Origin of the sequence: Sandaracinus amylolyticus (genome assembly GCF_000737325.1) — a bacterium.
In the GTDB taxonomy this organism is placed as follows: Bacteria; Myxococcota_A; Polyangia; order Polyangiales; family Sandaracinaceae; genus Sandaracinus; species Sandaracinus amylolyticus.
In genome coordinates this window covers 3,507,881-3,521,463 of record NZ_CP011125.1, presented here as the reverse complement: position 1 = coordinate 3,521,463, position 13,583 = coordinate 3,507,881, and the positions used below count along the sequence as shown (strand labels likewise).

The 13,583-nt window shown below is 72.3% G+C and carries 8 protein-coding genes; 4 read left to right on the top strand and 4 right to left on the bottom strand.

All coding sequences use genetic code 11. The annotated features are described in order from the left end of the window. Positions 1-51: 51 nt before the first annotated feature. Positions 52-1,542, bottom strand: a complete 1,491-nt coding sequence (locus DB32_RS14840) for a hypothetical protein (protein ID WP_157069053.1) — start codon at positions 1,540-1,542, stop codon at positions 52-54. Between the two features lie 113 nt (positions 1,543-1,655). Here DB32_RS14840 and DB32_RS14835 point away from each other — a divergent pair, with 113 nt between their 5' ends. Next, a complete protein-coding gene (locus DB32_RS14835) occupies positions 1,656-2,828 on the top strand; it encodes a discoidin/SUN/FTP domain-containing protein (RefSeq protein ID WP_053233116.1) in 1,173 nt (390 codons plus the stop codon). A gap of 73 nt (positions 2,829-2,901) precedes the next feature. Here DB32_RS14835 and DB32_RS14830 read toward each other — a convergent pair whose 3' ends face one another. Both DB32_RS14830 and DB32_RS14825 read right to left on the bottom strand, forming a co-directional pair. Then, positions 2,902-4,554 (bottom strand): FG-GAP repeat domain-containing protein, encoded by a 1,653-nt coding sequence (locus tag DB32_RS14830; protein WP_169791451.1) that lies wholly within the window; start codon positions 4,552-4,554, stop codon positions 2,902-2,904. Between the two features lie 171 nt (positions 4,555-4,725). Then, a complete protein-coding gene (locus DB32_RS14825) occupies positions 4,726-7,359 on the bottom strand; it encodes a sulfatase-like hydrolase/transferase (RefSeq protein ID WP_053233114.1) in 2,634 nt (877 codons plus the stop codon). Between the two features lie 217 nt (positions 7,360-7,576). Here DB32_RS14825 and DB32_RS14820 point away from each other — a divergent pair, with 217 nt between their 5' ends. From DB32_RS14820 to DB32_RS46725, 3 genes are all read left to right on the top strand, one after another. Then, positions 7,577-8,302, top strand: a complete 726-nt coding sequence (locus DB32_RS14820; protein ID WP_053233113.1) for a polyprenol monophosphomannose synthase — start codon at positions 7,577-7,579, stop codon at positions 8,300-8,302. A gap of 4 nt (positions 8,303-8,306) precedes the next feature. Then, complete coding sequence (locus DB32_RS46730; RefSeq protein WP_053233112.1) at positions 8,307-10,841, top strand: 6-pyruvoyl-tetrahydropterin synthase-related protein; 2,535 nt, start codon at positions 8,307-8,309, stop codon at positions 10,839-10,841. 70 nt (positions 10,842-10,911) lie between these two features. Further along, entirely contained in the window at positions 10,912-12,357 is a 1,446-nt protein-coding gene (locus DB32_RS46725; protein ID WP_053233111.1) for a hypothetical protein, read from the top strand. Here DB32_RS46725 and DB32_RS14805 read toward each other — a convergent pair whose 3' ends face one another. Next, entirely contained in the window at positions 12,358-13,569 is a 1,212-nt protein-coding gene (locus tag DB32_RS14805; RefSeq protein ID WP_053233110.1) for a hypothetical protein, read from the bottom strand. Positions 13,570-13,583 lie beyond the last annotated feature (14 nt).

The following is a 13,583-nucleotide window of genomic DNA, read 5'->3' as shown; positions in this document are numbered from 1 at the left end:
TGGCGAGCGCAAGACCAGGCGCCTCGGATCGGCGTCAGCCGCGGCGCGCGATCACCACGGCTGCCACGCGCGCGTGATCGGCACGAGCGCGAGCTGCGCCAGGACGGCGAGCGCGAGCAGCGACGACCCGCCGCGCACGCGAGCGAGCCCGAGCCCGGCGATCGCCGCGACGATCGGCACCTGGAAGAGCCAGAGGCGCGCCGACTCGTTCGATCCCGCGACGAGCATCACGACGACGTGCACCGCGACGAACGCCGCGCCGAGCGCCGCGACCACGCGCGACGATCGCGACCGCAGATCGCGCGCGGATGTGGCGATCGCGACGAGCATCAGCGCGAGCAACGGGAAGCCGACCCACATCCAGAGCTCGAGCCCGCCGGTCAGGCCCCACACGCCACCGACGTACTCCATCTTCCAGAGCGTGTGGTACCGCATCGCGGTGCGATACCCCTCGAGCGGCTGCGGGAAGACGCCGCCCTCGACGAGCGCCGCGATGCCGGTCGCGAGACCGAGCACGAACGCGATCGCCTGCCGCGCGACGGCGCGGATCAGCGCGAGCCGTGCGCCGCTGCGCGTCACCGCGAGCACCGCCGCGCCTTGCGCGCCCAGCGCGAGCGCGAGCACCGGTAAGAGCCCGTAACTGCTCCAGATTCCGAGCGCGAGAACGAGCCCGCCGCAGCCCGAGATCCACGCGCGCCGCGTCCGCCCGCCGAGCGCGGCGAGCGCGCACGCCGTCGTCGCGAGCAGCGCGTACCACGAGCCGTCCGCGTGGTGCGTCACGACGAGCACGGCCGGGCACGTCGCCCACAGCACGGCCGCCGCGTAGCCGGGCGCGCTGCGGCCCGAGAGCGCCCAGCCGAGCAACACGATCGGGATCACGACGAGCGACGTGATCACCGGGAACGCGACGATCGCGGCGGCGACGGCCTCGGGGTGCGTGCGCAGCCGCGGCCTCCGATCGGCGAGCCGCCGCAGCGGCGCGAGGAGCGTCCGCGCCGGTCCGGTCCGACCCTCGCGCTCGATCCACGCGTAGAGCGCGAACGTCCCGGGTGGCTTGCTCTTGCCGAAGTTGCTGAAGGTCCCGGCCTCGGCCTCTTCCGGATACGCAGCGAGCAGGTCGCGCAGACGCCGCTCGCGCGCGGCGTGCGCGGCGCGCAAGAAGTCGCCGTGCCCGCCCTCGAAGCGCTCGAGCGCGGTCTCGAGCTCGGGCCCGACGAGCAACAGCGACGCGGTCTGCGCCGCGAGGCTCGTCCCGACGAGCAAGGCGAGCGCGACCACGTGCCGCCGCGCGCGCGCTGCGCGCCAGACGATCACGAGCAGCAGCGGCACGAGCGCGCCGAGCACGAACGCGAGCGGGCTCGCATCGAGCTCGCGCCAGCGCACCGGGTAGAACCAATTCCGCAGGTCGAGCGCGGCAGGAAGGCCGTAGACCCACGCCGCGATCGACGCGCCGGTGGCGACGACGACGAGGAGCGCACGGAGGGCCCAGGCAGCTCGAGCGCGACGTTCTGGGCGGGTCTCGTGCGTTGGTACCGCGTTCACGAGGCGCGCACCATAGACGACGTTCGACCCCGGGCCAACGCCCGGCGCCCTTGCTTCTCCGGCGGCACCTCGGTACATCCGGAGCCACTTCCCACGACTCGGGTGATCTCTCAGTGACGTCCGCGACGAACCCTGGCACGCCGACGCGCTCGAGCGCGGGTCGCACGAGCCCTCTCACCTCGCTCATCGAGTACTTCACGCTTCGGCGTGACGGCGAGCTGGTCGCGCGCGTCGACGAGCGCGCGCGACGTGCGATCGCCGATGCGCTCGCGCTCGGTCGCCAGCGGAGCGACGCGGCCGACACGCTGTGGGCCAACGGGCACACCGCGGAAGGGCTGCGCCTCGCAGGGTCCGCGCTCGACGCGACGCTCACGGCCGCGCCGACGCTCGCGCGAAGCCTCCAGCTCGACGCCGCGGTCGCGCCGGCACCGCCGGTGACCGAAGCGGCAGCGGAGGATCCGACGAGCGCCGCCGACGCGGAGCTCGAGGTCGACGCGGAGGCCGAGGTCGACGCCGCGGCCGAGGTCGACGCGGAAGCCGCCCCGGCGGCGCCGGTCGCGCGCGTGGAAGCGCCCGTCGTCGACGAGCGCGCGCTCCGCGCGACGGTGCTTCGCGCACGCGGTGCGAGCGACAAGGAGATCGAGACGATCGAAGCCGCGCGCGCCGCGTTCCACGCGGCGTCGCTCCCGCTGCTCGACGCCGAGATCAGCCCCGCCCACGGCGACCTCTACCAGCAGGTCACGCACGCGCGACACACGGCGGATCGCCGGCTCGCGTCGGCCGCGCTCGATCGCCGCGCGCTGGTCTTCACGCGCGTCGCCCGCACCGCCAGCGCGGTGCTCCTCGCGGTCGGCGCGCTGACCGCGACGTACTTCCTCACGCGCAAGCCCGAGTACACGGTGCACGCGTCGGCGGTGTGGGCCGACGCGCCCGCATACGATCAGGACAAGGCCGTCGACGGTCGCACCGACACGTGGTGGCTCGTTCCCGACGGCCAGCCGGGCTGGCTCGAGGTGCGCTTCTCGAGCCCGCACCACATCGAGCGTGTCCGCATGCTCAACACGTCGAACGCGCCGCACCACGATCGCGGCACGAACCAGTACCGCCTCGAGCTCTACGGCGAAGACGGCCAGGTGCTCCGCTCGATCGACGGCGACATCCCGTTCCGCCCCGACCCGCAGTGGGTCGAGCAGCAGGTCGACCTCGACGGCGTCATGCGGATCCGGTTCGTGGTGGTGAGCCATCACCGCACGAGCGCCGGATTGAGCGAGCTCGAGTGGCAATGAGCACGCGACGCGGGTGACGGACATGGAGAACGGGAGCGCGAGAATCGCGCTCCCGTTTCTCGTTTCTCTGCGATCAGCTCCCCGTCGACCACGGCTGCGACGCGGCGTCCGTACGACGCGCGCGCACGCGCCCGAGCCAACCGAACCGGCCGTCGGCCGTGGTCCGCAAGAGCGCCCCACCGGCGCTCGGTCGTCCACCGTAGCTGCGGAGCCCAGCGGTACGCCCGCTGGGGTACTCGCAGAGCACGTCACTCAGACCATCGCCGCTGTGGTCGGCGGTCGAGAGTCGGCTCCCGGCGCCCACGCACAGGCGCTCCCGACACGCGCCCGACTCGCACTGCTGCCCCTCGCTGCAGGTGCCCTGTCCGGTGCCCGTGCAAGCGATTCCGGTGCTCCGACCGCTCGCCAGCTCGGCATCCGTCGTCGCGTCGTAGTAGGGGGCGACGGCGTTCGCGAGCTGGAGGTGCAGGTGGCCCGTCGTCGTGGTGTGGCAGAGCAGGTCGCTCCGATGGTCTCCGTTGAAGTCGCCGACGTAGAGGCGCGCTCCGGAATGCGTGCACCACGAGGTCGAGTAGCCGAGGTCGGTCGCGGCCGCGAACTGTCCGGTCGCGGCCGTGCTCGCGAGGTCGATCCACATCTGGCCGGTCACACGGTCGCGGCAGAGCAGATCCGAGCGCCGATCGCCGTTGACGTCCGCCACCTGCAGCGTCGCCGTGGAGTGCGTGCACCACGCAGAGCTGACGATGGAGGTCGTGCTCGAGCGGTAGCGTGTCGCCGAAGACGACGATGCGTAGTCGATCTCGATGACTCCGCCGGAGGTGCGGCAGAGCAGGTCGGTCCGGCCATCACCATTGAAGTCGCCGGTGAGCAGCGTCCTTCCCGTGCCCGCGCAGAACGCGGACGCCGAGCTGAACTGCTGACGAATCACGCGATTCCGGTTCTCGGCGACCTGAAGTGCCCCCGAGCTCACGTCGTGACAGATCGCGTCGGGGGTGCCGTTCGCGTCGACGTCGCCCCAGTGCACGCGCCCGGTGGACTGCGTGCACCAGCCGTTGCGGCTGATGTCTTGCGCGCCGTGCGCCTCCCACTCGTTCACGATCGCCATGATCTCTGCACGTCGGGGGATCGGCTCCGCGACGACGTCATCGTTGCTCGTCAGCGCATACACCGCGCCACCGCTGGTGCGGACTCCGAGCGTGCGCGGGCCCCCGACATCCGGCGTCCCTGCCCCCGAGGGAGTGCCATACACGTGCTCGCGCCACTGCATCGGGCGCGGCGAGGGCACGCCGCCGCCACCGTCGGGCGGCCCGGGGAGCCAGCTGCTGCTCCCCCAGGCCGTCACTGTCGAGAACTCGTTGGGATATCCAGTCGCGATCGAAGTGGGCACCGCCTCGGATGCGCGCACCGGGTTCGCCAGTCGCACCAGCACGAGATCGTTCGCGCCCCGAACGGTCTCGCCGTGGAGCGTGATCGTGCGCTCGACCTCACAGGGCCCGCCATCACACGCGTCCCACGAGAACGCCACGCCGTCGTGCGTGATGCTCAGCTCGAAGCCATCGACGGAAGGCGTGTCGATGACGTCGCTCCAGGCCCCACCGAGGGCGTAGAGCGGGCCCGATCCCCACGGGCAGCTCGCCGTGCTCAGCACCCAGCGCGGGTGGATGAGCGTGCCATGACACTCGTTGTCGAATCGTCCGATCTCGGGTCGCTGGTCCGCGCCGGTCACGGTACCGCCGGTCAGCGCGTCATCGACACGAGCCGCTCCTGGGTCGTCGCACGCGCTCGCGGCTGCACCGACGAGCGCCAACAACGCAATCGTTCCTGGGGATCTCCGATCGACCATCTCTACCTCCTGAGCGCTCGGGATAGAGCGCGCGGGAGATCTACATGGCGCCGCTCAGCGCGGCGAAGTCGAGAGCTCCGCGCGCGGGACGACGTCGAGATCCATCAGCGGGACCGTCGTGAGGGACTCGCCGTCGACGTCGGCCGAGAGGATGCGATCTCCGTCTCTCACACGCAGAGACAAGTGCAGTCGCACCGGCGCGGTGAGCTCTTCGGGGATCACGATCGGAGTCGGGTCGCGCACGATCTCCCCGGGCACCCAGCGCGAGGTCGGATATCGCGAGTGCAGCGGGAAGTGCCACGCGTGGAAGTGCGCGGGGATGCGCACGCCCGGCGGACCGGCGATGTCGACGTAGAAGAACAGATCGGAGTCGATCTGACCGTCGACTCGATAATAGAACGTCAGCGGGATCGCCTCGCCGTGCGTGAATCGATCACGCGGCATGTCGATCCCGACGACGGTGAACATCCCCGGATAGCGGATCTCGACCGGGTGTGTGACCGTCGGCATCGCGCGCAGTCGGTTCCGGTCGACGAACGTGTCGGTGCGATTCTCTGCGCGCGCCGATCCCGCGATCCACGCACGCAGCGCCGACATCATCTCGAGCGCGTCGGCGCGCCGCTCGTCCGAGAGGTCGTGCTCCTCCGCGGGATCGGCCTGCAGATCGAAGTACTGGAACGTCCCGTCGCGCACCCACCACATCAGCTTCCGCGCGCCGCGCCGCATCACCTTGACGTCGTACGGGTGGAGCCCGTCCGGCAACAGCTCCGCGAAGATCGGGCGATCCGCGTCGGGCTCGCGCTCGCCCGTCATGAACGGCACGAGGCTGACGCCCGAGATCTCCTGGTTCGGCTCGACGCGCGCGAGGTTCAGGATCGTCGGCGCGACGTCGAGCAAGCCGACGGGCTGGTCCACTCGACGCGCCGCGACGCCCGGCACGCGCACCGCGAGCAGCGATCGCAGCTCCTCTTCGTAGAGCGTCGTCGAGTGCCCGAACGTGCCGTGCTCACCGAAGCCCTCGCCGTGATCCGACGCGAGCACGACGACGGTGCGATCGCGCAGCCCGAGCTCGTCGAGCGCATCGAGCAGCCGCTGGAACTGCCGGTCCGCGAGCGTGATCTCGGTGTCGTAGAGGTCGACCTGCTCGCTGCCGAACTGCGACTCCACTCCGTCTTGCAGATAGGGAACGTGGCAGTTGTAGAGATGGACCCAGAGGAGCCACGGCTGGCCGGAGGCAGCCAGTCGGCGCATCTCGGGCAGCGCCTCGTTCACCGCGCGCTCACGCGGCGGATCCGGCATCTCGAACTGGGTGACCTGCTCGAACCCCTGGAAGAAGTCGGTCATCCGCTCGAAGTAGTCGGTGGCCATGATCACCGACGTCTCGTATCCGGCGCGATCGCGCAGCAGCTCCGGCGCCGTGACGTTCTCCTGGAGCAACGAGGGCCAGAGGTACTCCGGCCCGTAGGCGACCTCGGACGCGTAGTTGCCCGTCCACATCGCCGGGATCGAGCGCAGCGAGCGAGACGACTGCGGCACGACCTCGCGGAAGTCGACGGCGTCGCCGAGGAACGCGTCGATGTTCGGCGACGTCGGTCGCGAGTAACCGTACGCCCCGAGGTGATCACGCCGCAGCGCGTCGATCGTGACCACGAGGAAGTTGGGCTGCGCGAGCCCCTCGACCGGCGCGCCGAACCGACCCAGCCCGCGCTCGACGACGTTCGGCGATCCATCGCCGCCGAAGCAGTCCTGGTCGACGTCGTCGCCCGGCTCGTCGAGCGCGCCGGGATGGATCGACGCGTTCGTGTCGTCGCAGTCGCCGCCGCCGAACGCCCACGAGTAGCGATCGCCATCGCGATCGGTGATCGGCGAGAGCAGCCGGATCACACGCCGTCCGATCACGCTGCGCTGCTCGACGACGCTGCGAACGCGGTTCGACTCGCCGAACGTCGTCGCGCTCGTGAGCAGCGCGACCGTCGCGAGCACGACGAGCACTGCGGCGAGCGCGCGGACGCGAGCACGACGTGCACGCCGCATCCGCGCCACCGAGAGCGCTGCGCAGGCGATCCACGCCACCCCGATCGCGGGGATCCACGCCAGCGCCACCGGGTCGTACGCGAGGAGGATCTCCGGGTGGAGCGCGAGGAAGATCGCCGTGACCGCCACGACGAGCACGAGCGCGAGGATCGCGATCGACGCGCGCGTCCCGGCGCGGCCCAGCCCCGCGATCACCGGGCGCAACGCGACGGCGATCGCGGCGCGCAGCGCGGACAGCACCCACGCCGCCGCGACGACGACCGCGCCGACGAGGTACCCCGCGAGATCGGCGCGGTGGAAGCGCGACACCGCGACGACGTGCAGGCCCGCCGCGGTCGCGAACAGCCCGATCGCGGCGATCGCCGTGGCGATCACGCGCGCGACGCCGGGCGGGTCCGGTCTCAGCCAGTGCGCGCCCGTCCCGAGACGCTCGAGCGTGGCGCCGGCGGCGCGACCACGACCGACGATCGCCACCGCGAGACCGAGCGCGACGCCGACGGCCGCGCCGCACGCGACGTACAGCGCGCCGATGTGCAGCGCCGCCACGACGAAGTCGGAGGGGCCGACGCGCGGCGCCGTCGTGCGGATCGGCGACTGCGCGATGTCGGCGATCGCGAGCACGACCGACGCGAGCATCGTGACGACGACGCTCACCGCGATCGGCCTGCCTCCGCGCGCCGGGGCAGCAGCGGGCTGCGGCGAGGAAGACGAGGGCGCGCGCGGGACGTCGGATGCAGCGGGAATCGGCACTTCGATCAGCCGACGTCCTCTCACCTTGCCGTGGCCGCCGGGGCCGACGGGTATAGCACGGGCTGGGCGCGCATTGCCCCCGTGCTATCGTCCGCCGCCTTTCTTCTCGGCTGCATCCGACATGGCCATTCCGCGCACCTTGATCGTCACGCCGACCTACAACGAGCGCGACAACCTCGAGCGCTTCGTCGAAGGTGTGCTCCGCTGGGTGCCCGAGGCCCACGTGCTCGTCGTCGACGACGCATCGCCCGACGGCACCGGCGACGTCGCCGACCGCCTCGCGGCGAGCGACCCGCGCGTGAAGGTGATGCACCGCCCGGGCAAGCTCGGCATCGGCACCGCGTACGTGCAGGCGTTCCAGCGCGGCCTCGCGGAGGGCTACGAGCTCTTCTTCGAGATGGACGCGGATCTCTCGCACGATCCGATGCACCTGCCGCAGTTCCTCAAGGCGTTCGAGCGCGGCGCCGACGTCGTGATCGGATCGCGCAACGTGCCGGGCGGCGGCGTGACCGGCTGGGGCGTCGGCCGTCACTTCCTCAGCAAGGGCGGCTCGCTCTACAGCCGCACGATCCTCGGCCTGCCGATCCGCGATCTCACCAGCGGGTACAAGGCGTTCCGCGCGGACGTGCTGCGCGCGATCGATCTCGGCGCGGTGCGCAGCGAGGGCTACTCGTTCCAGATCGAGCTGACCTACCGCGCGATCCAGCGCGGGTTCGCCGTGGTCGAGGTCCCGATCCACTTCGTCGATCGCAAGAACGGCCAGTCGAAGATGTCGAGCCGCATCTTCATGGAAGCGATCACGATGGTGTGGAAGCTGCGCCTCGAGCGCCCCGAGCACCAGCGGTAGCGCGATGCGGGCGCCGTCCGCCGCGCGCCTCCTGGCGCTGCTCGCGCCGCTCACGCTGATCGGCGTCGCGATCGCGCAGCTCTGGCCCGGCCTCTCGGCGGATCTCTCCCCGCCGATCTCCTGGGATCACGGCTCGCACTTCGGAAAGGCCGCGCTCGTCTGGGACGAGCTGCTCCCGTGGCTGCGCGGCTGGACCGATCGCGTCGAGGCAGGCGTCCCGCAGCACACGCTGTACACGCCGACCGGGACGATCTGGATCCTCCTCTTCCGGCTCTTCACGCCGCACCTCGAGTGGCACCAGACGTACGCGCTCGCGTTCGTCGGCTTCCGCGCGCTCGTGTCGCTCTCGGTGTACCGGCTCGCGCGCGTCGCGGGCGCGGGCCGCATCGGCGCGCTCGCCGCGGGCCTGCTGATGCTCGCCGACTGGGGCGACCACAGCGAGGGCGGCTGGTTCTACGACGTGCTCTTCGGCGTCTGGCCGATGGCGCTCGCGATGAGCGTCTTCTTCCTCGGCCTCGCCGATCTGCTCGCGTTCCTCGACGGCGGAAGACGCGCCCAGGGCGCGCGCGCGATGGCGCTGCTCGGCATCGCGCTCTTCTCGCACCAGGCGAGCCTCCTCGCGCTCGGCGCGATCGGCCCCGCGCTCCTCGTGATGCGCGCGGTCGAGCAGCCGCACCTTCGCCGCGACGTCGCGCGGCTGACGTCGGTGTTCGTCGTCGCCGGCCTGGTCGCGTGCTGGTGGATGCTGCCGATGTTCGCGCACACCGCGTGGATGGACGATCACGGGCAGCTCTATCGAAGCGCGCCCGACATCGGCGCGCGCTTCCTCGACGGCACCGGCATTCTCAACGGCGGGCCATGGGTCGGTCCGCTCGTCGGCCTCGGCCTCCTGACGGGCGTGCTCTCGCGCGGCCATCGCCGCGTGCTCGCCGTCGGCGCGCTGATCGCGATGCTGATCTCCACGCCGGGCTGGCTGCTGCAGCTCGACATGGTGCGGTGGCTGCCGCCGCTCGGGCGCATCGTCTTCCCGCGCATGATGATGATCGCGAAGCCGCTGCTCTTCGCGCTCGCCGGGTGCGTGGTGCACGACCTCGTCGCGCGCGTCGCGCCGATGCTCGCGCGCACCTGGTCCACGTGGCGCGGGCGCGTGAGCCTCGCGCTCACGCTCGCGCTCTGTGCGCCCTTCCTCGCCGATGCGCCGGAGACGCTCGCGCGCGTGTTGATCACGCGCGAGGCGACGTACACGAGCACGCTCGCCGACTGGGAGGATCGTCGCGCGGCGTGGGCATGGTTGCGTGCGCAACCCTCGACGCCCTTCTTCCGCGTGCTGCACTTCGATCAGAGCACGCACCTGCCGCAGGCCGCGCCCGCGTTCTCGGGGCACCCCGGGATCATCCACGGCGTGCTCGTGGGCGAAGCGTTCCGCAACACGCCCGACACCCTCGACCCCGACGCGCTGCGCGCGATCAACGTGCGCTACGTCGTCGCGACGTCGCTCCCGGGCGAGCTGCGGCGCGCCGCGCACGAGGTGCAGCGCTTCGGTGGCCAGCGCGTGTTCGAGCTCGACGGCTGGACCGGCGCGGTCGTCGTCGATGCGAGCACCGGCGCGCGCGCCGACGTGACGAACCTCGAGCGCGAGCGCGTGGTGTTCGATCCGCGCGGCGCCCGCGAGGTCGTGGTGCGGCGCGCTTTCGCGCCCGGTTGGCGCGCGTACGCGAACGGTCGCGCGCTCGAGATCACGCCCGAGCCCGTGCCCGGCAGCGCGCGCCTGCGGCTGATGCGCGTCGCGGTGCCCGAGGGCGCATCGCGCGTCGAGCTGCGCTACGGCGCGCTCTTCTTTCCGACCGCGATGGGCATGCTGCTCACGCTGATCGGCGCGCTCGTGATCGTGCTCTACGCGGCCTGGCCGCGCGTGCCCGAGCGACACCGCGCGCGCGTGATCGCGCTGCGTGATCGCGTCTGGGCTCGCGTGCCGTCGCGCCTCCGTGCGAACGCGCATCTCGTCGTGATCGCGCTGCCCTTCCTCGCGATCCTGCTCGCGATGCTGCGCGCCGCGTCGGGCCACCACTTCGCGTACGACCTCGAGCGCGCGCGCGTCTCGATCCGTCACGACGACGGACGCAGCGAGCTCTGCACCGACACCCCGCAGGACGACGAAGGCTGGCAGTGCGCGTCGGCGCCCCACGTCTCGATCCGGCGCACGTCGCAGATCGTCGACGGATGGTTCCGCGGCTGCATCACCGCGCACCCGCCGCCGAGTGGCACGCTCGTGATCGAGTGGCCCGAGGCGCCGCTGCGCGGCGCGCTGCGCGTGGGCGCCGGGATCAGCGACGAGACCCACGCAGGCGGCGTCGGTGCGCCCCTCGCGCTGCGCGTGATCGTCGACGACACCGAGCGCGCGCAGCTGGTGATCCCGAACGGGCGCGAGTGGGTGCAGCGCGACGTCGAGACCGACGGCGGGACCCACGCGCTGCGCTTCGAGATCGACGCCGAGGACCCGAACCGCCGCTGGCTCTGCTTCGACGCGGTTTCGCGCTGAAGCGGACGTGCACAGTGTAGGCGGAAGACGTCCTTTCGCGCGCGGAGCGTTCCGTCGACCATCGGGCGCGATGCGGTCTCGACTGATCTCGCTCCTGTTCGTCCTCGTGATCGCGCCGGTCGCGACGGCTCGTGCGCAGAGCGCGGCCTCGCAGCTCATCGGCATCCGCGAGTCGCTGCGCACGTACGACGAAGGCGGCGCGCGATCGCTCGACGCGCTGCGCACGCTCGCGATCCTCGTCCGCACCGGGAGCGAGCGCGATCCCGCGATCGCCGAAGCGCGCTTCCTGCGCGCCGCGCTCGCGACCGATCTCCTGCTCGTCGCCGCGCTCGACCCGACGCGCTCGCCCGCGCCCGCGCAGATCGCCGAGGCCACCGGCATGCCCGAGGACGCGCTCGTCGCGCACCTGCGCAGCGAGCTCGTCGCGATGCGGCGCGGACCGTTTCGTCGTCCCGCCGACGAGTCGATCGCCGCGCTCGACGCGCTCGGCGACGGGTCGGCGACGACGTCGCTCGCGAGCGCCTCGAGCGGCCCTCGCCGGGACGTGCTGCGCGTGCTCGCCGCCGCGCGCGCAGTGTCGTCGAGCTCCGATGCGCTCGCGGCGTTGGCGGCGCTCGCCGACGATCCGTGTCGCGGCGCGTGCGACGCGAGCTACGCGTGGATGGACGAGCCGGGCCGGCGCGCAGTGCACGCGCTCACGCTCGCCGACGCCGCGATCACGCGCCTCGAGGCGAGCGCCGAGGACGATGCGTTCGTCGGCGCGGTGCGCCCCGCGATCACCCAGGCGGCCGCGACGCTCCGCGCGCTCGTGCTCGCGCCGACGCCGCGCATCGCGCCCGAGCTCGCGCAGCGGGGCGACGGTGGCGCACCGATCCGTCCCGACGTGATCGTCTCCGTCGGCGCCGACGCCGTGCACGTCGCGTGGGTGCCGCGGGTGCGCGTCGAGGGTCACGCGCTCCGCGTCGAGGCGCCCGGGCCGACGCTCGCCGCGCCGGAGCGCACCGCGCTGCCGCGCGAGTTCCGTCCCGTGATCGTCGCGATCGACGAGGTCGCCGCGCTCGCCCAGCGCATCGCAGCCGGCGCGAACGCACCCGTGGTCGCGGTCACGGTCACCGACGCGCCCGCGCACGTGCTCGTTCGGACGCTGCTCTCGCTCGCGCGCGGCGGTGCACCCGCGTCGTTCCTCGCGCGTCGCGACGACGCGGGGCTCCTGCACGGCGTGCCGGTGCGCTTGCTCGAGCCCGACGACCTCGATGCGCTGCGCGGCAACCTGCACGTGCGCGTGCGCGCCGGTGGTCTCGCGGTGCAGCGTGGCGCGGCGCGCGAGATCTCGATCGACCGCGTGCGCGAGGGCGGCGCGCTGCGCCACGATCTCGATCAGCTCGCGCGCGTGGCGAGCGCCCAGCGGCAAGAGAGCGTGTCGCTCGAGGCGATGAGCACGGTGCCCGCGCGCGACGCCATCGACGTCGCGTTCCGCATCGCGGGCACCGGCGGGATCGCCGTCGTTCGACGGTGATCAGAAGAGGATCGGATCGGTCGAGACCTCACCCGGATCTTCGACGAGCCACGTGAACGAGTCGATGAGCGTGAGCGAGTCGAGATCGGGATCGCCCGCATCCCAGATGGCGAAGCGCAGCGTGATGATCGATCCGGCCTCGACCGGCACCTGCGTGCGCAGCCAGCCCGTCGACGCGCCGACCGGCCCGCCACCGCCGGGGATCGGGAACGGGATCGGGAACGGCGACTCGGGCGACTGCCCGCACTCCGCGGTGTCGTCGTAGCTCGTGCTCGCGAGCGGGCCCGTGCCCAGATCGCACGCGAAGTTGCGCCCACCGAACGTTCCCGGCGAGCACGCGCGGAGCAGCGAGTTGTTGACGCTGACCTTGTTGCCCGCGGTGTCGAACACGATGTTGCCGTCGGTCGAGCCCTCGGGGCGCGGCTCCATCAGCACGACGAAGAAGTCGTTGTACTCGGAGCAGATGAAGTCCGGGTACTCGTACGTGAAGAAGTTGGACTCGAACTGCAGGCCCGCCGCGTTCGACGGAACGCGCACCCGCACCTCGAGCGCGATCGGATCGTAGACGTCGCCCGCGACCACGCCGGGGCACGCGGGCGATCGGCGATCGAGCCCGGCGGGCCACGAGCCCTGCGGCTCGTCGGTGTAGACGTCGCAGCCCGACGTGAAGCCCGCCTGACCCGGCGCGCGCGCCGCGCCGGACGAGAGGCCGAGCATCGTCCCGCCGCCGCGCGCCGAGAGCGCACCGAACTGCGGCATCATCGCGTGCTGCCGCGGATCGGCGGGCCCGCCGCTGCCATCGGCGCGCGTCCAGCGCGCGGAGAGCACGCCCCACTCGCGCGACGTCTCGGTCGTGAAGCGGCAGAGACCCACCGCGCGCGCCCCGTCGCTGGGATCCTCCGACGCGAGCGCGAGCCCGACGTCGCACGCCTCGGCCGCGGTGGCGACGCCGTCGCGGCAGTCCTCGTCGACCGCGTTGCCGGGATCGTCGAACGCGCCCGGGTTGACCTGCGGCGAGCAGTCGTAGCAATCGCCCATCGCCTCGGTCCAGCCGTCGCCGTCGACGTCGTCGTCGCGCGTGCCCTCGTAGCAGCCCGCGTCGACGCGCGGGCGCGGATCGCCGCCGTCGACGCCCGGCGGGAGCACGACGCCGCCGTCGCCATCACCGCGTGGCGGGCGCGCGCCCGGCTCGCGATCGGTGCAACCCGTCACGGTCGCGAGGATCG

Coding starts and splice junctions, on each gene's coding strand:
- DB32_RS46730 (WP_053233112.1), top strand. CDS start 8,307: ATGCGGGCGCCGTCCGCCGCGCGCCTCCTGGCGCTGCTCGCGCCGCTC.
- DB32_RS14820 (WP_053233113.1), top strand. CDS start 7,577: ATGGCCATTCCGCGCACCTTGATCGTCACGCCGACCTACAACGAGCGC.
- DB32_RS46725 (WP_053233111.1), top strand. CDS start 10,912: ATGCGGTCTCGACTGATCTCGCTCCTGTTCGTCCTCGTGATCGCGCCG.